Here is a 21,277-nt window from a genome sequence, read left to right as displayed (position 1 = left end):
GCCGGGCCCGCACGGCATCGGCCCGCGGGCCACACTCCCAGGATCCGCTTGTAGCCTCGGGGCGTACGCCCCGAGGCCGATGCCCCGGCCCCGGTCCGTACCTATGATCGCGGCATGAGCGTCTCACCCCCCGCCTCCCTCTCCTGGCGCTTGCGGCCTGCTGGGGCACGGGCCCTGGCCTGGTGCGGGGGCCTCGCCTATCCGATCCTGCTGTACGTCGCGGTGCTCAACGAGCGTGAACCCACGGGTGTGCGGCTCCTCCTGCCGGCCGTACTCTCGGTTCTGGCCGTTCCTCTGCTTCTGCGTCGACCTTTTGCGGCCCTGACGCTGATGCTCGCCGGCTCGTTCGCAGCAACTCTGACAGCGGCGTCGAAGCTGGCCTCGGCGTTCCCCTTCATGGCGCCAGGGCAGGCATGGCAGATCGGCTCCCTGCAGGCTCTGCTGACCGATCTCGCCGTCGCCTGGATCGCTGCCACCCGGACGCGCCGGACCGCGCTCGCCGCTGCAGCGCTGACGCTCGCCGAGCAGACCGCCGCCGCCGGCCACTACCGGAACGGGCGAGACGCCTTCGTCTCATCCATCGTGTTCCTCGTTCTGATGCTCGCCCTTGCCTGGTTGACCGGCTATCTCGTCCAAGAGCGCCGCGCGCACGCCGAAACGGTGCGGGTCCAGGCCGCAGAGCAAGCAGTCGCCGTCGAGCGGCTGCGGATCGCCCGCGAGTTGCACGACATGGTCGCCCACAGCATCGGCATCATCGCCATCCAGGCCGGCACGGGTCGCCGGGTCATCGAGACCCAGCCGGCCGAGGCCCGCAACGCGCTGGCCGTCATCGAGACCACCAGCCGGGACACGCTGGCCGGGCTGCGGCGCATGCTGGGATCTCTCCGCAAGGCCGAGCCGGAAGAGGCGCCGTTGGCCCCCGCGCCGGGCATGACGGACGTCGACCGGCTGGTCGCGACCACACGGAACGGCGGCGTGGTGGTCGACGTGGAGTGGCGAGGAGAACGGCGCCCGCTCCCCATGGACATCGAACTGTCCGCCTTCCGCATCATCCAGGAGGGCCTTACCAACGTGGTTCGCCACGCGGACACACACGAGTGCCGGGTGGTCATCGACTATCAGGAGGACGAACTCTCCATCGAGATCACCGACGACGGTCAGGGACCCGCATCTGCGGGCATCGGTTACGGCCTCACCGGCATGCGCGAGCGGGCCTTCCTGCTGCACGGTCAATTCACGGCCGGACCTCGTCCCGAGGGCGGCTTCCGCGTGGCGGCGCGACTGCCCGTGCAGGCGGAGACGCGATGACTCCTGACCGCGTCCGCGTCGTGCTCGTCGATGACCAGCCGCTGGTGCGTGCCGGGCTGCGCGTGCTCATCGCGGACAGCCCGGATCTCGAGATCCTGGGAGAAGCCGGCACGGGCGCCGAAGCGGTCCGGCTCGTCCAGGACGTCCGGCCCGATGTGGTCGTGATGGACATCCGCATGCCCGGCATGGACGGCATCGAGGCGACCCGGCTGATCACCGCCGGCCCGAACACGGCACGGGTCCTCGTCCTCACCACCTTCGACGACGACGAGTACGTCTACGGCGCGCTGCGCGCCGGCGCGAGCGGATTCCTCGTCAAGGACATGGACCTGGACGACATCCTCACCGCGATCCGCGTGGTCGCCGTCGGCGAGGCCCTGATCGCGCCGCGCGTGACCCGCCGCCTCATCGAGGAGTTCGCCGCACGCCCCGAACCCACGGCCGCGCCCCGGCGCGGGGCGATCGAAGGCATCACCGACCGGGAACGCGAGGTACTCACCCTCGTCGGACGCGGCCTGTCCAACGACGAGATCGCCGGCCGGCTCTTCATCAGTCCGGCCACGGCCAAAGCCCACGTGGGGCGGCTGTTCACCAAGCTGGCCGCCCGTGACCGGGTCCAACTGGTCATCATCGCCTATGAACTGGGCCTGGTATCGCCATCGCGCTGAGCAAGCGCACGTGCTGCCGGCTTCGTTCACTGCAGTGCCGGGGCGGCCCGGTGATGCTGTTCGGGCGCAGGCCTCGAGGGCCTTTGACGCCGGTGTCCGGCAGATCGGTGATCCAGTCGAGGGCGGTGTCGGAAAGACGGTCGGGTATCTGAAGGTCAGTCAGAAAGGCTTCTGGAACCCGACTTGGTCGCCGGCGGCGCACGAGCCGCGCTCGCCCAGGGCGAGCGCGGCTCGTGAACCGTGCGGCCAGGTGGACCGGGCAGGCCTGCGGGACGACATCGCCGGACGCGTCACCCCCGGCGCCCTGACGGTGCTCCCGGATCCGACCGATTCGAGGTCACCCTGCCCCCCGAGGGACAGTCCCCGTCACTTCACCGAGCCGGCCATCACCCCCTGCACGAAGTGGCGCTGAAAGGCGAAGAAGACCACCACCGGGACGACCAGGGAGAGAAAGGCACCCGGCGCGAGCACGTCGATGTTGCTGCCGAACTGCCTTATCTGCGACTGCAGTTCCACCGTGAGGGGATGCGAGGAGCTGTCGGCGAAGAGCAGTGCCACCAGCATGTCGTTCCACACCCACAGGAACTGGAAGATCGCCAGGCTGGCGATCGCCGGGCGGCCCACCGGCAGTACCAGCCTCGTGAAGATCCGCCATTCGCCGCCCCCGTCCATCCGCGCCGCCTCCAGCATCTCGCGCGGGATGTCGGCGAAGTAGTTACGCAGCAGGAACACGGCGAACGGCAGTCCGTAGGCGACGTGGAAGAGCACCACACCCGGGACGGTGCCGAACAGCCCCAGCTGCCCGAACAGCTTCGCCACCGGCAGCAGACCCACCTGCACCGGCACCACGAGGAGCGCCACCACGCCCAGGAAGATCCAGTCCCGGCCCGGGAACTCCAGCCAGGCAAAAGCGTATCCGGCGAGCGCCGCGACGACCACGACCAGGACCGTCGTCGGCACCGAGATCAGTACCGTGTTCCAGAAGGCCCGGGTGATGCCCGCGTTGCCCAGCAAGGCGGTGTAGTTGTCCAGGGACAGCTGTCCGGGGGCGGTCAACGCCGTCCACCAGCCGCTCGCCGCGTTGTCGCTCGCCGAGCGCAGCGAGGACAGCAGCAGCCCGGCGACCGGGGTCACCCAGATCAGGCCGACCACGGCCAGGAACGCCTGGACCAGGCCGTTGCCCAGCCAGCGGCGCAGCCGGCCGCCCGGCATCGTCGCGGTCGCACTCATGACTGACTCCTGCGGAAGCGGCGGACGTTGAACACCATCGCGGGAATCACCAGCAACAGGAGCAGCACGCCGAGCGCACTGCCGAGCCCCTGGTCGTTGCCGCCGCCGAAGGACACCAGCCACATCTGGGTGGCCAGCACGGTGGCGTCCTCCTGCACGGGTCCCGGCGCGATGATGTAGATCAGGTCGAAGACCTTCATCACATTGATCACCAGCGTCACGAAGACGACGGTCAGCACGGGCGCGAGGAGCGGGACGGTGATCCGGCGGAACACCTGCCACTCGTTCGCCCCGTCCATCCGAGCCGCCTCGAGCGTGTCGCGCGGCAGGGAGGCCAGCCCGGCGCCGATGAGCACCATCGCGAAGCCCGTCCAGATCCACAGGTACGCGCCGATGATCGCGGGCGTGACCAGGGCGCGGCCGAGCCAGGAGACGCCCTCGTACGGGGGTGCGAAGTTCTCCGCGGGCAGCCGGAGCGTGTAGGCGCCGGCCTGGAGGCCGGTGAAGCGGAACGATCCGTCGGCCGCCGTGGTCGCGGTGGCGACCGTCTTACCGTCGCGTACCGCCTCCACCGTCATTCCGGGGAGTCCCTGCTCCGCGGCGTCGATCACGCCCGGCCGGCCCCCACCTCCGGGCGTGAAGTCCAGGTGGACGGCGCCTGACACGTCCTTCGGGCCTGCCTTCTCGGCGACGGCCGGCCGCGCGTCGGCGGGCAGTTCCTTGGGGGGTACGCCGACGAGGCCGAGGGCGACGCTCTGTCCTGGGGAGACCGCGGCGGCCGTCTCGTACGAGCCGTCCGGCCGTTTGTCGAGCCCCTGTCCCTCGCGGGCCCGGGCCGTCGGGTACGACGAGGAGTCCTGGAAGACCTCGTGCGCGCCGACCACCGCAGCGTTCAGCACGCCCTTGTCCGGGTCCTCCTCGTAGGCGAGGCGGAAGATGATGCCCGCCGCGAGGAACGAGACGGCCATCGGCATGAACAGCAGGAGCTTGAAGGCGGTGGCCCAGCGGACCTTCTCCACCAGTACCGCGAGGATCAGCCCCAGCCCGGTGAGCAGCGTCGGTGCGACGACGACCCAGACGGCGCTGTTGCGGAGGGCGGTCAGGGTGGTCGGGTCGCGGAACATCTCCGCGTAGTTGTCCGCGCCGACGAACCGGGAGCCGGAGGCGTCGAAGAAGCTGCGGCCCACGGAGAACAGCACCGGGTAGACGACCAGTGCGCCGAGCAGCACGAGCGCCGGCAGTACGAAGGCGAGGGCTGTGATCCGCCGGCGGCGACGGGCACGGTCGCGCGGGCCGCCGTCCCGCCGGCCGTTCCTCGTGACGTCGGCCCGGGGTGGCGGATGAGCGAGGGATGTGGTCATGTCGGCCGCCTCAGTTCCCGTACGCCTTGGCCGCCGCGCCCTCCAGCGCCGCGGCTGTGGCGGTCGGGTTCGACGGGTCGCGCAGGAAGTCCTGGAGGATCTTCCACTCGCCCGCGCCCTTGGTGCCGCCGAACGCCGCCGGAGCCTGGTCGGACATGTCGAAGCGCACCGAATCCCCGGCGTCGATCAGCGACTTGGCGGTTTCGCGCAGGGTGTCGTCGCCGTACGACGCGAGGTCGAGCTTCTTGTTGGGCGACAGGAAGCCGCCCGCCCCGGCCCACACGGCCGCGGCCTCAGGCGTCGCGAGGTACTCGAGGAACGCCGTCGCGGCCTTCTGGTTCCTGCCGTCCTTCAGGACGACGGCCGCGTCACCGCCGCTGACGACCGGTGCCTTGCCGCCCGTGACCGCCGGGAAGGGGAAGAAGGTGGCGTCCTCGCCGATGGTCTTGCCGAACTGGTCCTTCGCGATGCCGGCGACGAAGTCGCCCTCGTACACCATCCCGGCCTCGGGCTTCGGGCCGAAGACCTTCTCCACGGAGCCGGGGAAGTCGGTGCCCAGTGCGCCCTTCTGGCCGCCCGCGATCAGCTTCTTGTCGGAGAAGAGGGTGCCGAGGGTGGTCAACGCCTTCACCACGGTCGGGTCGGTCCACTTGATCCGGTGCTTGGCGAGCTGATCGTACTTCTCGGGGCCGGCCTGGGAGAGGTAGACGTTCTCGAACCAGTCGGTGAGCGTCCAGCCGTCCTCGCCGGCCACCGCGAAGGCCGGGAGGCCCGAGTCCGATATCGCCTGCCCGCTCTTGAGCATCTCCTCGTAGGTCTTGGGCGGCTTCACACCTGCCTGGTCCAGCGCCTCGGGGCTGTACCAGACGGTCGACTTGTGGGCGGCCTTGAAGTACAGGCCGTACAGGGTGCCGTCGACGGAGCCGTAGTTCTTCCACACCGGTGCGTAGTTGGCGTCGACGGACTTCTTCGCGGTCTCCGACAGCGGCTTGAGCCAGTTCTGCCGGGCGAACTGCTGGAGGACTCCGACCTGGGGGACCATCACCACGTCGGGGGCGTTGCCGCCCTCGATCTTGCTGCCCACGACGGTGGAGACGTTGTCGCCGGTGGACAGGAACCGGGTCTTGGCACCGGTCTTCTCGGTGAAGGCGTCCAGCACCTTCTGGAAGTTCTTCTGTTCGGCGCCCGACCAGACGCCCGCAACATCGAGGGTCTGGCCGGACAGCTCCTTGCCGCCGCCGGTGCTCACCGGGCCGCCGCCGCAGGCGGTGGCGCCGATGGCCAGGGTGAGCACGGAGCAGCAGGCCATCGTCATCCGTCGCATGGTCATCGCAGTCCCTCCAGGGTGGTGTCGTCACTGATCCACCAGGCGGCGGTGGACCCGGGCAGTACGCCGGCCGGGCACGGTCCGCTGGACAGCAGCGGGGCGCCGGAGACCGGGGCGGGCACCGGAGCGGTGCCGAAATTGACGGCGCAGACGAGTCCGTCGCCGCGCAGGAAGGCCAGCACGCCGGGCGGCGCGTCGAGCCAGCGCAAGGTGCCTTCGCCCAGCTGCGGCAGTCCGTGCCGCAGCTGCAGGCCCTCGCGGTACAGGTGCCAGAACGAGCGGGTGTCGGCCAGCGCCCGGTCGGTGGCGTGTGCGGCGAACCAGCCGGGCTGCGGCAGCCAGGGCTTGGCGCTCTCCGCCCCGGTGCTGAAGCCGAACGGGGAGGCGTGTCCCGACCACGGCAGCGGCACGCGGCAGCCGTCGCGGATCCGGGCCCGGCTGCCGGTGCGCCGGAAGATCGGGTCGGTGAGCACCTCGTCCGGCAGGTCCACGACCTCCGGCAGGCCCAGCTCCTCGCCCTGGTAGATGTACGCGGCGCCGGGCAGGGCCAGCATCAGCAGGGCGGCGGCACGTGCCCGTGCGGCCCCGAGCCCGCTGCCCTCGGTGCCGGACTCGCCGTACCGGGTCACCGTGCGCACCTGGTCGTGGTTGTTGAGTACCCAGGTCACGGAGGAGCCGGTGCCGGCGATGTCGCGCATCGCCTCGTCGATCGCCTTCCGGAAGGCGTCGGCGTCCCAGGGCGCGCCCAGCAGGTCGAAGAAGAACGCCTGGTGCAGCTCGTCCGGGCGGACGTACTCGGCGTGCTCGCGGGCGGTCGGCACCGACACCTCGCCGACCAGCAGCCGCTCCCGGCCGTCCCGGGCCGTGTACTCCTCGCACACCGACCGCCAGTGGCGCCACACGTCGTGCACCTCGGGCTGGTTCCAGGCGAGCGGGTTGACCGAGTCGCGGGTGCGGGCGTCCGCCTCCGGGTCGGGGGAGTCCGGCAGGTCGGGGTGCTTGAACAGCCCGGCCGCGACGTCGATGCGGAAGCCGTCGACGCCGCGGTCCAGCCAGAAGCGCAGGACGTGGTCGAAGTGGGTGCCGACTTCGGGGTTGCGCCAGTTCAGGTCCGGCTGGTCGGGGGTGAACATGTGCAGGTACCACTGGCCGGGGGTGCCGCTGCGCTGCGCTTCGCCCGCGGGCTCCCCGTCCTCGGACGGTGAGCCCGGGTCGGTGACCCGGCTCCAGGCCGGGCCGCCGAACATGGCGTGCCAGTTGTTGGGCGGCAGGTCGCCGTGGGGGCCGCGGCCCTCGGCGAAGTGGAAGCGGGCGCGGGCCGCGCTGCCGGGGCCGGCCGCCAGGGCTTCGCGGAACCAGGCGTGCTCGCTGGAGCAGTGGTTGGGGACGATGTCCAGCAGCACCTTGATGCCCAGCCGGTGGGCGTCGGCGACCAGTAGGCCGAACTCGGCGAGGTCGCCGTAGACGGGGTCCACGTCGCAGTAGTCGGCGACGTCGTAGCCGTGGTCGTGCTGCGGTGACGGGTAGAAGGGGCTCAGCCAGATGCCGTCGATCCCGAGCTTTTTGAGGTAGGGCAGGCCGGCCCGGACACCGGCGAGGTCGCCGATCCCGTCGCCGGTGCTGTCCAGGAAGCTGCGGACGTACACCTGGTAGATCACCGCGTTGCGCCACCAGAGGCGGCGGCTTGGGGCTGTGGGCGTCACCCGTTGACCTGTTTTCTGCGTGAAGGGGTGCGTGCCACCCAGAGCGGGTAGCCGTTATGCATGCATGTTAGGTAGGAGTGTCGAGATGATGTCAACGAAGCTGCCGAAAATCGGAGCGACTTAGGGGCTAATGTCCCGTTTTGTGCAGCTCAAAGACTGCACGGCTTCGCCTGGATGGATACCTAACAGGTAAGTAGGATGCTCGTGAAGGAGCGGAGACGAAGCAGTCAGCGGCGACGGGCGATGGCCGCGAGTTCCGCCGCGAGGCGGCGCACCGCCGCCTCGGGCGTCTGGTGCTGCGCCATCGCGTCGTGCGCCACGGCCTGCACGGCGAGGCTCACCTGCTCGTAGTGGGGGCTCTTGGGGCGCGGCGCGGCCGCGAGCACGCTGGTCCGCAGCGCGGGCAGATACGGGAAACGCGCCACCAGCGCCGGATCTTCGTACAGCGCGGCGCGCACCGGCGGAAGGGCGCCCTCGCTCAGGACGCGGCGCTGCACCCCCTCGCTCGTGAGGTACGCGATCAGGTCGCGCGCCGACTCGGGGTGCCGGGCGTGGCTGCTCACGGCCAGGTTGGAACCGCCCAGCACACTGGCCCCCGGCCCGTCGGGGCCCGGCAGCGGCACCGCGCCGAACTTCCCCGCGACCTTTGACCGGGCCCCGGACGCCCCGGCGTACGCGTACGGCCAGTTGCGCAGGAAGAGCAGCCGACCGTCCTGGAACGCCCGCCGGGACTCCTCCTCCTTGTACGTGAGCGCTTCCTCCGGTATCCAGCCGTCCCGCACACCGCGGGCGAGGAAGGCCAGCCCCTCGCGGGCCGCCGTCGAGTCGACCGTGACCCGCTGGCCCTCGTCGCCGAGGATCGTCCCGCCGGCCGAGTACACCGCCTCGGCGGCGTTGACGGTCAGCCCCTCGTACGGCAGGAACTGGCCTGCGTACCCGTCCAGGCCGTACCGCGGGGCGACGGTGCGGGACTGCCGCTCCAGCTCCGCCCAGGTCCGCGGCGGGCGCAGCCCCTCGCGGTCGAGCACGTCCCTGCGGTAGAAGAGCATCCCGGCGTTCGTCACGTACGGGACGGCGTACAGCCGTCCGTCGTACGTCGCGGTGTTCACCACCGGCTGCAGGAAGCTCTCCAACGGGAACCGGCCGCGCTCCAGCGGCGCGATCCACCCCGCCGCAGCGAACTCCGACGTCCACGCCACATCGATGTTGAGCAGATCGAATCTGCCCCCGCCCGACCTCAGATCCGTGATCATCTGGGCCCGGGTCTCGTCGGCCGAATCCGGCAGCTCGACGAGGGTGACCTGCTCCGCCGGGTGCGCGCGGTTCCAGCCGTCCAGGACCGGGCCGAGATAGCCGGTGAGATCACCGGCCGTGGCCAGCGTCATGGGGCCGCGCCCGCCCGCGCCCTCCACACCCGGTGACGGGACGCCCGAGGCCATGTAACCCGTCAGTACGACGGCAACGGCCAGGAGACCCCTACCCGCGGCCCGCATCCACCGCATAGGTTCCTCCCGGAGCACCGCGCCGTACACCTTCGTCCGACGACAGGGCATGTATACCCGTTAGGCATGGGCGATACTAGAGCCCACATCACACCGGGAGCATGCCGAGGGAGGACAGCAAGGGTGCGCCTTCCTCTTCTCGCTCTCCTGGCCAGAGGCCCCGCCCACGGGTACGAGCTCAAGCAGGACCTTGAGCAACTGCTGGGGGCCGCGTACCCTCCCACCAACGTCGGCCAGATCTACGTCACGCTCGGCCGGCTGGAGAAGTCCGGGCTGATCGAGGGTGAGGAGATCGCCCAGGAGAGCCGCCCCAACAAGAAGATCTACCGCCTCACCGACGCCGGGCAGGAAGCACTGCGCGCCTGGTTCGACGAGACGGCGGACGAACCGAGGGTCCGGGACGAGTTCTTCATGAAGCTCGCTCTCGCCCCGCGCACCGGTCTCGCCGACCAGATCGCCCTCATCAACAAGCAGCGACGCGAGTACCTCACCACCATGCGCAACCTGTCCAAGCTGGCCGCCACCGAGAACCGGGACAATCGCATCGCCCACCTGCTGATCGAGGGCGCCATGCTGCACCTCCAGGCCGACCTCGACTGGTTGGAGCGCTGCCAGGAGGAGCTGGAGGAGCTGCAATGACGGACTCCGCCATACCCGTGCCGCTGCTGCACGCCGAGGGCATCGTCAAGACCCACCACGGCGAGGGCGCACCGGCCCACGCCGTACGCGGCGTCGACCTGACCGTGCAGCGTGGCGAGTTCGTCGCCGTCACCGGGCCCTCAGGCGCCGGCAAGTCCACTCTGCTGCACCTGCTCGGCGGCCTCCAGCGACCCGACAGCGGCTCGCTACGGCTCGACGGCGAGACAACCGACGGCTGGACCGAGGCGCGCTGGGCGCTTGAGCGGCGCCGCCGTATCGGCATCGTCTTCCAGTTCTTCAACCTCGTCTCCAACCTCACGGTCGCCGACAACGTCGAACTGCCTGCCCTGCTGGCCGGCGCTGCGGCCAAGCAGGCCCGCGCCGAACGCGAGAAGCTCCTCACCGAGCTGGGCCTCGAGAGCAAGGCCCGCAGCATGCCCGGCGAACTCTCCGGCGGCGAACAGCAGCGCGTCGCACTCGCCCGCGCCCTGGTCAACCAGCCACGACTGCTCCTCGCCGACGAACCCGCCGGCAGCCTCGACAGCAAGGGCACCCGCGAGGTGATGCGGCAGCTCGCCGGCTTCCACCAGCGCGGCCAGACCATCGTGCTCGTCACCCACGACGCACGGCTCGCCAGCGCCGCGGACCGGGTGATCAGCTTCTTCGACGGCCGGATAGCCGACGACGCCGAACTGGCCGGCACTCCGCCGCGCGGCAACGGCCTCACCGGCGTACTGGAACTGAAGGACTGACCCGTGCGGGCCATGCTGCGCTGGGCGCACGCCGATCTGCGCACCCACCGGGGCGAGGCGCTCTTCATGGTCGCCGCCACCGCCGGAATCGTCGCCTCGCTGCTGCTGGCCACGGCGCTCTTCGGCTACGCCACCAACCCCTGGCAGCGTGTCTTCACGCAGTCGCGCGGCGCTCACGTGTGGATCCACACCGGCCCCGGCGCCGACGCCGGCTCCCTCGCCGCCCTGGACGGCGTCGAGCAGCTCTCCGGCCCCTACCGCACCGCGGCCGGCACCGTGGCCTCCCGCGGCGCCCGAGCGGGAGTGGAACTGCGCGCCACCGGCGCCGAGCCCCCGGCCACCGGCCGGCCTCTGCTCACCTCGGGCCGATGGCTCGACGACACCGTCCCCGACGGCGTCGTCCTGGAATCAGGCCTCGCCCGCGCCCTGTGGGCCGAGCCAGGCGACCGCCTGACCCTGCCGGCCGGCCGTACCCTGACCGTCCTCGGCGTCGCCGACAGCGCAGAGCCCCGCTACCGCCCCGGTGAACGGCCCGGCATCGTCTGGGCCCTGCCGCGCGCGGTGCCGGACACCCGCGGCGGAGGCAAGGTCGTCGGACTGCGCCTGACCGACCCCGACGACACCGACTACACCGTCCAGCGCGCCGTCACCGCGCTCGGCGCCGGCGCCGTGACCGACGTCTCCACCTGGCAGCAGTCCCGCGCCGAGGCGCAGAGCGACACCAAGCTGCTCGGCCAGGTCCTCGGCCTCTTCGGAATCGGCGCGCTGCTCGCCGCCGCCCTCGCGGTGTTCGGTGCCATCAGCACCCGGGTGCGCGGCCATCTGCGGGACATCTCCGTACTCAAGGCCATCGGCTTCACACCCGGCCAGGTCGTGTGTGTCTTCCTCGTCCAGCACGTCGCCTTCGCCGTGCTCGGGGCGACCCTCGCCACGGCGGTCGTCCAGACGCTCGGCAGGCGTCTGCCCGGCCGGCTCGGCGACGCCGTCGGCGTCTGGCAGGGGCTTCCGGGGCACATGGCGGAGCTCCTCGCGGTGCCGGTCGCCGCGGTGCTGTTCATCGGTGCGGCAACCTGCCTCGCCGCGTGGCGGGCCGGACGCGTGGACCCGGTGCCCGTCGTCCCCGCCACCACGGCCCCCGGCTCGGGGCCCCGCCGGACGTCGCCGCGCGCAGGACTGTCCAGGGCCGCCCTCGGCGCGCTCGCGCTGCGCGTACCGGCCGCCCTGGTCCTCGGTTGGCACCAGGCCTTCGGCCGAGGCCGACGCGCCCCGGCCACCATTTTCCGCCTCGCACTGCCCCTGCTGCTGGTCACCGTGGCGCTCAGCGCCTGGACCACCATCGAACGCTTCGACAGCCGCCCCGAGCAGCTCGGCCACGCCGCCGCGCTCACCGCCCGCCCCGACGTGACACTCACCGACCGCCGGGCCTCCGCGCTGCTCGAGGCGAACGACAAGGTCACTGCCGCGCACCCCGGCCTGGAGGTCGCCGCCCTGGTCCCCGGTCAGACCGGCACCATCGCGCTGCGCGGCCTCGGCACCCGCGACGAGCCCTACCCGTACACGATCGCCGAGGGCCGCGCCCTGGCCGGCCCCGATGAGGCCGTGGCCGGCCAGGGCCTGCTCGACCTGCTGGACGTACGCGTCGGAGACTGGATCCGCGTCACCGTCGGCGGCCACCCGCAGGTTCTTCACCTCGTCGGCCGCAGCATCGAACCGGAGAACGGCGGCCGGGTCGTCTCCACCTCGCTCGACACCCTGCGCGAGAACGACCCCGCCCTGAGCCCCACCCTCTACCAGCTCCGTCTCGAGCCCGGCGCCGACCCCAGCACCGTCCGTGCCGAACTCACCCACGCCTCCAAGGGCCACCTCGACATCCACGAGGTCACCACCCCCGCCGACAGGCTCTCCGCCCTGCGGGGCGTCGTGGTCGGCCTGATCACCGTGCTCGCCCTGATCGGCCTGACCGAACTGTCCACGGCGATCGGCGGCAGTATCCGCGACGGCGAACGCGACCTGCTGGCCCTGAAGGCCATCGGCTTCTCACCGCGCCAGATCACCGCCGTCACGGTGACGGCCATCGGTTGCACCGCGCTCGCCGCGGCCCTCGCCGCGACGGCCCTGGGCGTTCCCTTCGCCCACTGGCTGATCGACCACGAGGCCCGCACGACCGGCATCGGGTCCGGCATCGCCCAGGCCCCTCCGGTCGGGTACATCGCGGCCATGAGCGCCGCCGCCGTCCTCGGCGCGATCGCCCTGGCAGTCCTCCCCGCGGCCCGGGCGGCGCGCCGCCGCCTCGCGGACACCCTGAGCTCGGTCGCCTGACCTTCTGCGGTGGCCGGCGGCCGGGGCCGCCGCGCCGCCGCGCGAACGGGCTCCGCTGCGGGGCCTGTTCCGCTCACCGGCGGCGAACGAACCACGTCGGACTCCAGCGGCGGACAATCGTCGTGGACCGTGTCACGATGCCCGCTGCAGGCCCCACGTCTGAAGTGCAAAGGGCCGTCCCTTCTCCTCCCCTTCGATCAGGGGCACGTCGAGCAGGCGGAATCCCGCCTTCGTGGCCACGGCAACGCTGGCGACGTTCTCGGCCTCCAGCTCCAGGATCACTTGTTCCGCGCCCAGTTGATCGAAGGCGTACGCAGCCATCACCCGTACCGCCCGGGCAGCCAGCCCCTGGCCGCGGTGCGCCGGGCCGACCGCATAGCCGATCTCTGTACCTTCGTGCGTGTGCCGCAGCATCACCTCGCCGAGCGGCGAGGCGCCGTCACTGGTGATGGCGAGCAGAATGGTCGTACCCTCGGCCCGCAACTGCCGGGCCCGGGCGAGCCGTGCGCGCGCGGCCGCCTCGTCGAAGGGTGAGACGATCGGCGTCCAGTACGCGATGTCGGGATGGTCGAACAGACTCGGCATCGCGGCCAGGTCTGCTTCTGTCCAGTCACGCAGGACGAGACCTTCGCCGCTGAGCTCGATCCGCTCGGGAAGGGGCAATGTGGTGCTGCTCATGGTCCGGATCCTCCCTGGTCTGTAGGACGAGGCAGCTTAACCGGGCTGCTGACGGCCCTGGACAACCGGCCAACGCAGCAGTGGGCTCAAGTCGTTGGGGTGGTACGCACGAGGGCCGGGCTTGAGGGCGGCGACCAGCTTCCAGGCGGCGCGCCTGTTCAGCCGCCTACTCGGCCCTCGTCGGGGGGGCGGTCTGCGGGGTGTTCGCAGCGATACCCACCGCGCCTCGGGTACCTTCACCGGCCCGGCCTCTCGCCCACAGCGCGTCTGCACCAGGGGCGAGAGCGCCGTGGAGGGACTGCTCGTTCTCGTGCAGTCGAACGGGTCATCGCCCGGCCGGAAGCCGATCGGCTCGTGCGGGCGTTTCGCTGCTGACAGCGGGTTCAGCGCTCCTCGCGCAGCCCCCACGGAGCCCCGTACTCGACGAGCAGGTCGAGAAACGGCCGAGGGGGGAACGCCTCGGGCCCGAGGACGCCGATGCCCTTCCACGTACCGCTCGCGATCAGTTCGAGGGCGACCACGGGGTTGACGGCCGTCTGCCAGACCACGGCCTGAGAGCCGTACTCGCGCATCGACCACTCGTTGTCGACGACGTGGTACAGGTACACCTCACGCGCGGCACCGTCCTTGGTCCCCTGCACCCACGTGCCCGCGCAGGTCTTGCCCTTCATCCGCTCGCCGAGCGTCGCCGGGTCGGGCAGACACGCGGCCACCACGTCACGCGGGGAGACCTCGACCGGCCCGTCCGCACCGGGGACGGAGACCTTCGTCGTGGAGTCGAGGCCCAGCGCGTGGAGGGTCTTGAGCTTGGCGATGAAGTCGTCACCGAGCCCGTACTTGAACGTGACGCGGCGCGCGTCCACCCAGCGGGGCATCAGCAGCACCTCCTCGTGCTCGACGTTCACGCACTCCACCGGGCCGATTCCCTCGGGGAAGTCGAAGACCTCCGGCTCGCTGAACGGCTCCGTGGTGAACCAGCCCCGGCCCTTCTCGAAGACCACCGGCGGGTTGAGACACTCCTCGATCGTGGTCCAGATGCTGAAGGACGGCGCGAAGCCGTGGCCCTCGACGGTGAGGTTCGCGCCGTCGCGGACGCCGAGCTCCTCGATCTCGTCGAAGAGCTCGTCGGCCGCGTACCGGGCGAAGACGTCCGACAGACCCGGCTCCACCCCCATCCCGACCAGCGCGAGGCGGCCGGATCGCTCCCACTCCGCGGCCCGCGCGAACTGCTCGTCGCCGAGCTTCACCCCGCACTGCTCGTAGGGGGCGGTCGCGTGCGGCACCGACAGCGACATCGCCATGTCCAGGTAGTGCGAGCCCGCGGCGAGCGCGGCGTTGAACAGCGGCATCACGAAGCGGGGGTCGGTCGCGTTGAGCAGCATGTCGCAGCCCTCCGCGACGAGGACGCGGCGTACTGCTTCCTCGTCGGAGGCGTCCAGGCGGCACGCGCTGAAACGGTTCCCCGGGTCGTCGAGCGCGGCCACGACCGCCCGGGCCCGGGCGAGGTCGTAGTCGGCGACGACCATGTGGGTCAGGAACCCACGCCGGGCAGCGATACGGGTGACGGCGGTTCCGACGCCGCCCGCACCTACGAGAAGTACGCGCATGTCCACACCTCTTCGTCGAGACGGTCCCCCGGCGAACGCCGGGAGTGGCTCGATGCAACACGAAGCCGTCCGTTAAGGTCTACATCGTTGGCATAAGGAGCGGGAAGGCGGCGGGCGCGATGCCGAAGAAGGTGGTTCCGGAGGCTGCACGACGCAGGCGGCGGCCGACCCGGCAGGGCACCGTGCTCTCGGAGCAACTGATCGTGCAGACGGCCCTGCGGATGCTCCACGAGCACGGCAGTGCCGGCCTGACCGCCCGCCGCCTGGGCACTGCCCTCGGCGCCGACCCGAGCACTTTGTACCGCTACTTCGCCGGTCTGGACGGCCTGACCCGGGCCATCGGCGAGGAGCTGATGGGACGGGCCCTGGACAGCTGGAAGCCCACCGGGAGGTGGCGCGCCGACCTGCGCGCCCTGGGCTTGGCCATCCACGCCTCCTACCTCGCCCACCCCCACGCAGCCCTGCTCACGGCCAGCCGCGTCACCGGACGGCCGCGCGAGATCGACGTCGACGAGACCATCCTCGGCATCCTTCGTGGGGCGGGCTTCGCAGACGCGGACGCCGTCGGCGTGTATCACGCCTTCATCGACCTGGCACTTGCCTTCGCCGCGTTGGACGCGGGCGCACTCGCCGTCAAGGACGAGGTCAGGGAGGCCGACGAGGACATGTGGACCTCGACGTACGCCCGACTGCCGGCACAGACCCATCCGCATATCGCAGCCACCGCGCACCTGCTGGCGGACCAGATGAACCGCAGCGCCTATCCGGCCGTGCTGGACACGCTCCTGGACCGGGCGCAGGCGCGTCTGGCCGACGGTTCGAACGGCCGGTAGATCGGTCCTTCGGCGTGTGTCCTGGCCGTCGGTGGATCTGCCGCGGTGGCTGTGGGCGATGCGGGGCGGGGCTGCGGGATGTTCGCGGGCGGACAGGTGGTAGCCGCCGGCATCGACGTGCAGGGGGCGGTGCCGGCGGAGTCGACGAACGCCACGTTCTCGATCGCCCGCGCACCACGATCTGCAGGTTGCCGAGAGGAAGCACTACTAATTGGGTTTGGCAGTCCGAAATGATGTGACAGGGTCACGTGATGAGTTCTGAGCGTCGTGACCTGCTGCGCCGACAGTTCGACCTGACCTGGTCCCTCTTCGAGTACCACCTTGAGCGTCTGCAGCCTGACGACTTCCTGTGGGAGCCACCGGCCACGCGGTGCTGGACCGTGCGTCAAGCACCTGACGGCACCTGGGTCCCGGACTGGGCGGAGACGGAGCCTGATCCCGTGCCGGTTCCGACCATCGGTTGGCTCAGCTGGCACATCGGGTGGTGGTGGGACGCCGCGGTCGAGCACGCCAACGGCCGCGTTCCACGGCCTCGGCCCGACGTGACGTGGAGCGGTGACGCTCACAGCGTCGTCACGTGGCTGCGGGAGCTGCGGGGCGAGTGGCTGGCTGTGCTGGGTGGCTTCACAGACACGGATCTTGAAGCCACCGCTCGGTTTCCGTGGCAGGACGATCCCGCGCGCACCGTGGCCGACATGGCAGCTTGGGTCAACGCCGAACTGATGAAGAACGCAGCCGAGATCGGCCAGCTGCGGCTCCTGCGCGCTGCTCGGTCCGAGGCATAGCTGCTCGGTCTCGGCCCCAGGCCCATCGAGCGAGCCGTCGGGCACGCCTCCGGTGAACACAGCGGGGCGGGAGCAGCCAGGCAACCGACATCGGTGAGCTGCCAGAACTTCTTCGATACCAATGGCTTCGAAGGCGAGAACGGGATTCGTTCGTCCAGGGCTTCGGGAGTCACCACGCGGCCCTGTTCCATGATCAGTGTCGATGGGCCGGGAGTCACTCACGGCCCGGCGAGCGGCCTCTGGACTCGAATTGAACCGAAATCAAATTGATGGGTGAGTGAGTGAAATGGCCTTTTCGGAAGCGATGAAGGACTGGGTCGACTGGGACCAGGCCGCATATGAGCTGGGATTGAGCCTCGGAGCGCTCACGGCCGACGTCCCCTTCTCGAAGAGCAAGAGGATCTTCTGGGAGGACAACCCGGCCGGGCGAGCTTTCCACGCCACCCTCCTGGCGCTCGTGGAAGCCGGCTTGCTGGAGTCTCGCCACGACGACGAGCAGTTCCGGTGGGCATCCACCAAGCCCCTGAACGTGTTCGACGACTGAACCACTGACCGGGCGCCGCGGGGTGCCACCGGGCGCCACCTGATTTCCGAATGATTCAACCGGCGATATCGGCGGCGCAGGCCACGATGCTCGGTCACTGAAGTCCGGGCACACCGCTTAGCCGACCGCACCCGCGACAAGGCACACGACCGTTCACGAATTCCTGGCAGCCGGGCTCGGCCGGAGGGCATTCGGCCGCCAACTCCGCATGACCTCCCGCACCGTCGAACTCTTCGCCGACGCCGCCGCCCCGGGGGACCGGCCTCACCCTGCTCCGGAACTCAGGAGTCGTCGAAGACCACGTCAACCGGATCGAGATGCTCGAACGCCAGATGTTCGGCCGAGCCGGATTCCCCCTCCTGCGTGTACGTGTGCTTCGGGCATGACCGGCGACGCACAGACGATCTGGTCGGTCTCACAGCCCCTGCGCGGCCCGAAGTCGCTCAATCTGCCGGAGGACGGGATCCTCGGAGACGCGCGGGTACGGCTCCGACCCCATTGCCACCATGTCGACGACACACACACCGACCCGGGCCACGATGCGATCGAGGACGTCGGCGGGCTTGTCGGAGCCTTCTTCGACGAAGGTCATCCGGATGTGGATCGTGTCCTCGGGGAACCCCGCTCTGTCGAGGTCCTCGTACCGCACCGTCGCCTTGCGGCCTTCAGAGCCATCGTAGGAGCAGCCGGCGACAGCCGAGCGCAGCCTGGCGAAGGTCGTCGCGGCCCCCGACGCCGAATAGGACGAAAGGAGGGTCAACCGCGGGCTCCCGGGTGCGCCGGAGTCGAGGGTCTGGGCGATGGCGGCCTGGGCGCCCCTCTGGTTGAGCAGCGCCCACATGGTGGGGCACGCGGCCGACGCTTCAGCCTGCGTCAGGGGCCTCCGCTCGGACGGGAGCAGGTCCCGGATCCCGCTCTGGGGGTCTGGGACCCCGGCGGCCTCGCCCGGCTGCAGCACGAGCTCCCGCAGACGCGCGTTGTCCGGTATTTCGCCGACCGCCCCGCGCTTCGGCAAGGCAACGGAAGGGGACGGTGCCGGATCCGTCTGCTGCCTCGAGGGGGCATCTTGCGTCCTTGCAGGTGCGTGGCCGGCAGTCACGGGTGCCGGACCGCCGGAGCAGGCGGAGAGCACAAGGCAGCCGGCGGCCGCCACCAGGACAGAGACATGGCGCTTGAACATGAGAGAAGCCCTCGGTAACAAGTCGAGCAGGATGATCCGCACCGAACAGTAGCGGTGCCCAATACCGTTCTCCGACTCCCCTCCGGCACCGGGTCCCTGAACGGCCGGCCACACATCCTCCGTCTCGGCTCAAGCCCTATTCCAGCCGTGCCGCCGACACGGTCCGTCCGGGGCTCCAAGGGCCGTGTGGAGGTGTCCGAGCCACTGCGGAGATCAGAGCTACGGAATGTCGTCGCGCCGCAGACGCTTCCAGACCGCCTGCGGCCGGCGGTGGGTCAACGGACCACCACATGGATCAGCCGCACAGGCGGCCGCGGCACGGCCCCTCCCGGGTCTGGCCACGCCCGCGTCAACACCCGCGTCAACGGCTTCCAGGCCGGAGGCGGGGGTCGGGGGCGTTGTCGGTGCTCTGCGCTACGGTCGTCTTCCCCGGTGAGGGGGTGCCCCGTTCCTGCCTGGCCTCTACCTCAGGCCAGGCAGGAACGGGCTGGCACGTCCCCCTTCTTCGGCACGGGGGCCGGGCCTCTTCCGGATGGAAGGGCGACACCGAGGTGTCCTGCCTCCATATGAGGGGGTCCCCGGTGGGAATGCAAGGAAAACCGGGAACTTCGCCCGCACGGCTGACCCGATGTGCTTTTACGTGCACGGGAACGGTCGTTCCGGCCGCTCGGCTGACCGTCCACGACAGTTAATGTTCCGTGATTCCTTGATCACGTCGCGTGACAGGCCCGTGCCGGTCCATGCTGATGCTCCCTCAACTGCGGATCGGCACCCGCCTGTTGAAGGGGCCTTCTCGGCGTGGCCTTCCGGATGGCTGCGGCACGACACCTAGGAATGGTGATGAACAGGAAACGGATGGCGGCAGCAACGGCGCTGGCGCTGGTGACGTTGGTGGTGTTCGGCTGGAGCGTGGTGATGGCGGTGATGGGTCACGCGGCCCTGATCGCCGTGGCGGCCCCGGTCCTGGGCCTGACGGTGACCCAGGTCCTGCACGGCGCCCGCTCGCAGACGGCGCCGGTCTTCGGGCACCGCGTCGAGACGGTTCCCGACAAGGAGGACGACGCCCCGTGACGACGTCGTTCACCGCACCGGGACCAGACCGCGATTCGGTCCCTCTCCGCCCCGGTCGCAAGCTGGGCCCCATCGCGGCCACGGTCGGCAGCGCCCACCGGGCCTGGCTGGATCCGACTCGCGAGCGCTATCTCACCAGCGGACGCACTCTCAGCGACCTGAGCCGCGGGATCCCGCTGGCCAAGTCCAAGCTGTCCGAACTGCTGCGCGGCATCGGTCACTACCCGCGCTGGGAAGTGATCCATCGCCTGGCCGAGGAGCTGGGCATCCCGGGCTGGCCGTTGCACCGCCTGTGGAAGCAGGCGGCTCTGGATGCCGGCAAGACCCGGGAGTGGATCGACCGGTCCACCGGGAACACTGTCACCATCGCCCCGTCCGGACCGCCGCTGGAGCACGGTGCGCTGAGGTCGATGGTCACGGAGGGGTACCTCCGCTACGCCGGGGCCTTCCTGCCCGACCTGGCGACCCGAAACGCCGCGATCGAGGACACCTTCGCCATCCTGTGGCTGTCCTTCGGCGATGCTCTCGCCAGCCCCGACACCCGCCGCTACGCCTGGGACATCCTGCGGGCCACCGTCCAGGCCAAGGCCGACCACCGAGACCACCGGCCTCAACTGACCGGGGCCGCCTTCGACACCGTCGCCCTTCGCGGACAGGCCTCCCCCGAAGGCGAGCTGGCGCAGCTGGCCGAGACCCTGGAGCTGTTCGCGGCGATCAGCCGCCTGCCCGACGCCCAGCTCGACGTCATGGTGCTGCGGCGCCTGTGCGGGTTCACCTCCGAGAAGGTCTCCGACCTCCTCGGCATCCCCCTGGCTGTTGTCTGGTCCAACGAGCGCCACGCCGAACGATTCCTGGAAGACACCATCGAGCTGCCCGAAACCGGAGGAACCACCCCATGACCACGCTCGACGACATCCTCTCCAGGGCATTGCTCGTCCACGACCGCGCCGTACCCCACGACGCCGTCGCACCTCGCGAGACCGAGCCCGCGGGCAGGCTCCCTGTCGCCCCGGGCCGGAGGCCGGCCTCCTCGACAACCGCTGCCGAGGACCTGCGCGTCCTGTGCGAGACCCTGGTCCGCCACACCCCCGCCACCGCCGTCTCCGCCTTCGTCACCGACCAGATTCCCGAACCCCACAGCGCCCTGGTCCTGGCATGCGTCCTGCAACTGACGGACACCGACGACGCGGCCCGGTTCTGGTGGCAGTACGCTGCCGGAGCCGGCCAGCCCGGCGCCGCGTACTGCCTCTACCTGCACCACCTCGCCCTCGGCGAGACACACACCGCTCGGTGGTGGCACACCCAGACCGACGAGGACAAGCCACCGACCCGTCACGTGTGCACCACGGTCCAATGGGACAACGATCCGGTCGTCCTGTGCCACGAGGACAATGCCCCCACTTCCACGATCGTGCGTGTGCTGCGCAATCTGGCGCAACAGGTCAGCCGACCGCGTTCCGCTGTGGTCACCGAACTGATGGAATACATGCCCACCGCCGTCGCAGTCGGCTATCTTCGCGAGCCCGAGAGCGAGCTGCCCCTGCCGGGCCCCACCTTCGCCCGCAAGATCCGGGCGGTGCTGGACGCGGCTGCCGATCGGCCGGACCGTCCCGGCGATCGCTCAGCGCAGCAGCGCGAAAACGGCCATCCCGCGTTGGTCTCCCGGGAGATCGACGAGGCTGCGACTCGCTGAACGGACTGGCCGGCAACGGTCGAGGTTCTGCACCCTGCAGGGTGCAGAACCTCGGGGGTTCGGACGGGGGCTACACG

Annotated in this window: 19 protein-coding genes; 11 read left to right on the top strand and 8 right to left on the bottom strand. The window is 70.5% G+C overall.

What is annotated here, in order from left to right:
* The first annotated feature begins 114 nt into the window (after positions 1-114).
* Complete coding sequence (locus ABZO31_RS33845; protein WP_406865190.1) at positions 115-1,308, top strand: sensor histidine kinase; 1,194 nt, start codon at positions 115-117, stop codon at positions 1,306-1,308.
* Positions 1,305-1,976: a response regulator gene (locus tag ABZO31_RS33840; protein WP_406865189.1), complete on the top strand. Its 672-nt coding sequence runs from the start codon at positions 1,305-1,307 to the stop codon at positions 1,974-1,976. Before ABZO31_RS33845 ends, ABZO31_RS33840 begins: the two co-directional genes overlap by 4 nt.
* A gap of 366 nt (positions 1,977-2,342) precedes the next feature.
* Here ABZO31_RS33840 and ABZO31_RS33835 read toward each other — a convergent pair whose 3' ends face one another.
* The 5 genes from ABZO31_RS33835 to ABZO31_RS33815 all read right to left on the bottom strand — a co-directional run bounded on the left by ABZO31_RS33835 (position 2,343) and on the right by ABZO31_RS33815 (position 9,099).
* Positions 2,343-3,206: a carbohydrate ABC transporter permease gene (locus tag ABZO31_RS33835; protein WP_406865188.1), complete on the bottom strand. Its 864-nt coding sequence runs from the start codon at positions 3,204-3,206 to the stop codon at positions 2,343-2,345.
* On the bottom strand, positions 3,203-4,567 hold the full coding sequence (locus ABZO31_RS33830) for an ABC transporter permease subunit (protein WP_406865187.1): 1,365 nt from the start codon (positions 4,565-4,567) through the stop codon (positions 3,203-3,205). The genes ABZO31_RS33835 and ABZO31_RS33830 overlap by 4 nt, the downstream gene beginning before the upstream one ends.
* Positions 4,568-4,577: 10 nt before the next feature.
* On the bottom strand, positions 4,578-5,897 hold the full coding sequence (locus ABZO31_RS33825) for an ABC transporter substrate-binding protein (RefSeq protein WP_406865186.1): 1,320 nt from the start codon (positions 5,895-5,897) through the stop codon (positions 4,578-4,580).
* Positions 5,894-7,597, bottom strand: coding sequence for a glycoside hydrolase family 13 protein (locus ABZO31_RS33820; RefSeq protein ID WP_406865185.1), 1,704 nt, complete (start codon positions 7,595-7,597; stop codon positions 5,894-5,896). The genes ABZO31_RS33825 and ABZO31_RS33820 overlap by 4 nt, the downstream gene beginning before the upstream one ends.
* A gap of 227 nt (positions 7,598-7,824) precedes the next feature.
* Positions 7,825-9,099 (bottom strand): ABC transporter substrate-binding protein, encoded by a 1,275-nt coding sequence (locus ABZO31_RS33815; protein WP_406865184.1) that lies wholly within the window; start codon positions 9,097-9,099, stop codon positions 7,825-7,827.
* 123 nt (positions 9,100-9,222) lie between these two features.
* Between ABZO31_RS33815 and ABZO31_RS33810 the strand changes: the two genes are divergently transcribed.
* From ABZO31_RS33810 to ABZO31_RS33800, 3 genes are read left to right on the top strand one after another with little or no spacing between them, the layout of a single operon-like run.
* Positions 9,223-9,738, top strand: coding sequence for a PadR family transcriptional regulator (locus ABZO31_RS33810; RefSeq protein WP_361862974.1), 516 nt, complete (start codon positions 9,223-9,225; stop codon positions 9,736-9,738).
* Positions 9,735-10,490 carry an ABC transporter ATP-binding protein gene (locus ABZO31_RS33805; protein ID WP_406865183.1) on the top strand — a complete coding sequence of 252 codons (756 nt, stop codon included), beginning with the start codon at positions 9,735-9,737 and terminating at the stop codon, positions 10,488-10,490. The genes ABZO31_RS33810 and ABZO31_RS33805 overlap by 4 nt, the downstream gene beginning before the upstream one ends.
* Positions 10,491-10,493: 3 nt before the next feature.
* Complete coding sequence (locus tag ABZO31_RS33800; RefSeq protein WP_406865182.1) at positions 10,494-12,809, top strand: ABC transporter permease; 2,316 nt, start codon at positions 10,494-10,496, stop codon at positions 12,807-12,809.
* Between the two features lie 132 nt (positions 12,810-12,941).
* Here ABZO31_RS33800 and ABZO31_RS33795 read toward each other — a convergent pair whose 3' ends face one another.
* Both ABZO31_RS33795 and ABZO31_RS33790 read right to left on the bottom strand, forming a co-directional pair.
* Entirely contained in the window at positions 12,942-13,487 is a 546-nt protein-coding gene (locus ABZO31_RS33795; protein WP_406865181.1) for a GNAT family N-acetyltransferase, read from the bottom strand.
* 383 nt (positions 13,488-13,870) lie between these two features.
* On the bottom strand, positions 13,871-15,094 hold the full coding sequence (locus ABZO31_RS33790; protein WP_406865180.1) for a saccharopine dehydrogenase family protein: 1,224 nt from the start codon (positions 15,092-15,094) through the stop codon (positions 13,871-13,873).
* 119 nt (positions 15,095-15,213) lie between these two features.
* On the opposite strand from ABZO31_RS33790, the gene ABZO31_RS33785 reads away from it, so the two are divergent.
* From ABZO31_RS33785 to ABZO31_RS33775, 3 genes are all read left to right on the top strand, one after another.
* Positions 15,214-15,927, top strand: a complete 714-nt coding sequence (locus tag ABZO31_RS33785) for a TetR/AcrR family transcriptional regulator (RefSeq protein ID WP_406865179.1) — start codon at positions 15,214-15,216, stop codon at positions 15,925-15,927.
* 251 nt (positions 15,928-16,178) lie between these two features.
* Positions 16,179-16,712, top strand: a complete 534-nt coding sequence (locus ABZO31_RS33780) for a DinB family protein (RefSeq protein WP_406865178.1) — start codon at positions 16,179-16,181, stop codon at positions 16,710-16,712.
* Positions 16,713-16,989: 277 nt separating this feature from the next.
* Positions 16,990-17,256 (top strand): hypothetical protein, encoded by a 267-nt coding sequence (locus ABZO31_RS33775; RefSeq protein ID WP_406865177.1) that lies wholly within the window; start codon positions 16,990-16,992, stop codon positions 17,254-17,256.
* A 415-nt stretch (positions 17,257-17,671) separates the two neighbouring features.
* Here the strand turns inward: ABZO31_RS33775 and ABZO31_RS33770 are convergent, their stop codons facing one another.
* Positions 17,672-18,271 carry a hypothetical protein gene (locus ABZO31_RS33770; protein ID WP_406865176.1) on the bottom strand — a complete coding sequence of 200 codons (600 nt, stop codon included), beginning with the start codon at positions 18,269-18,271 and terminating at the stop codon, positions 17,672-17,674.
* A 1,005-nt stretch (positions 18,272-19,276) separates the two neighbouring features.
* On the opposite strand from ABZO31_RS33770, the gene ABZO31_RS33765 reads away from it, so the two are divergent.
* Genes ABZO31_RS33765 through ABZO31_RS33755 form a run of 3 tightly spaced genes read left to right on the top strand, consistent with a single transcriptional unit; the run spans position 19,277 to position 21,200 of the window.
* Positions 19,277-19,507, top strand: coding sequence for a hypothetical protein (locus ABZO31_RS33765; RefSeq protein ID WP_406865175.1), 231 nt, complete (start codon positions 19,277-19,279; stop codon positions 19,505-19,507).
* Positions 19,504-20,406: a sigma-70 family RNA polymerase sigma factor gene (locus tag ABZO31_RS33760; protein WP_406865173.1), complete on the top strand. Its 903-nt coding sequence runs from the start codon at positions 19,504-19,506 to the stop codon at positions 20,404-20,406. Before ABZO31_RS33765 ends, ABZO31_RS33760 begins: the two co-directional genes overlap by 4 nt.
* Positions 20,403-21,200 (top strand): hypothetical protein, encoded by a 798-nt coding sequence (locus ABZO31_RS33755; protein ID WP_406865171.1) that lies wholly within the window; start codon positions 20,403-20,405, stop codon positions 21,198-21,200. The genes ABZO31_RS33760 and ABZO31_RS33755 overlap by 4 nt, the downstream gene beginning before the upstream one ends.
* Positions 21,201-21,277: the final 77 nt, after the last annotated feature.

This window comes from Streptomyces solicamelliae (assembly GCF_045348655.1).
GTDB classification, from domain to species: domain Bacteria; phylum Actinomycetota; class Actinomycetes; order Streptomycetales; family Streptomycetaceae; genus Streptomyces; species Streptomyces solicamelliae.
The sequence above is the reverse complement of the archived record's forward strand: the minus strand, read 5'-3'. Positions and strand labels throughout refer to the sequence as shown.

Coding starts and splice junctions, on each gene's coding strand:
- ABZO31_RS33785 (WP_406865179.1), top strand. CDS start 15,214: ATGCCGAAGAAGGTGGTTCCGGAGGCTGCACGACGCAGGCGGCGGCCG.
- ABZO31_RS33840 (WP_406865189.1), top strand. CDS start 1,305: ATGACTCCTGACCGCGTCCGCGTCGTGCTCGTCGATGACCAGCCGCTG.
- ABZO31_RS33805 (WP_406865183.1), top strand. CDS start 9,735: ATGACGGACTCCGCCATACCCGTGCCGCTGCTGCACGCCGAGGGCATC.
- ABZO31_RS33755 (WP_406865171.1), top strand. CDS start 20,403: ATGACCACGCTCGACGACATCCTCTCCAGGGCATTGCTCGTCCACGAC.
- ABZO31_RS33845 (WP_406865190.1), top strand. CDS start 115: ATGAGCGTCTCACCCCCCGCCTCCCTCTCCTGGCGCTTGCGGCCTGCT.
- ABZO31_RS33825 (WP_406865186.1), bottom strand. CDS start 5,897: ATGACCATGCGACGGATGACGATGGCCTGCTGCTCCGTGCTCACCCTG.
- ABZO31_RS33780 (WP_406865178.1), top strand. CDS start 16,179: ATGAGTTCTGAGCGTCGTGACCTGCTGCGCCGACAGTTCGACCTGACC.
- ABZO31_RS33795 (WP_406865181.1), bottom strand. CDS start 13,487: ATGAGCAGCACCACATTGCCCCTTCCCGAGCGGATCGAGCTCAGCGGC.
- ABZO31_RS33815 (WP_406865184.1), bottom strand. CDS start 9,099: ATGCGGTGGATGCGGGCCGCGGGTAGGGGTCTCCTGGCCGTTGCCGTC.
- ABZO31_RS33765 (WP_406865175.1), top strand. CDS start 19,277: ATGAACAGGAAACGGATGGCGGCAGCAACGGCGCTGGCGCTGGTGACG.
- ABZO31_RS33835 (WP_406865188.1), bottom strand. CDS start 3,206: ATGAGTGCGACCGCGACGATGCCGGGCGGCCGGCTGCGCCGCTGGCTG.
- ABZO31_RS33830 (WP_406865187.1), bottom strand. CDS start 4,567: ATGACCACATCCCTCGCTCATCCGCCACCCCGGGCCGACGTCACGAGG.
- ABZO31_RS33790 (WP_406865180.1), bottom strand. CDS start 15,094: ATGCGCGTACTTCTCGTAGGTGCGGGCGGCGTCGGAACCGCCGTCACC.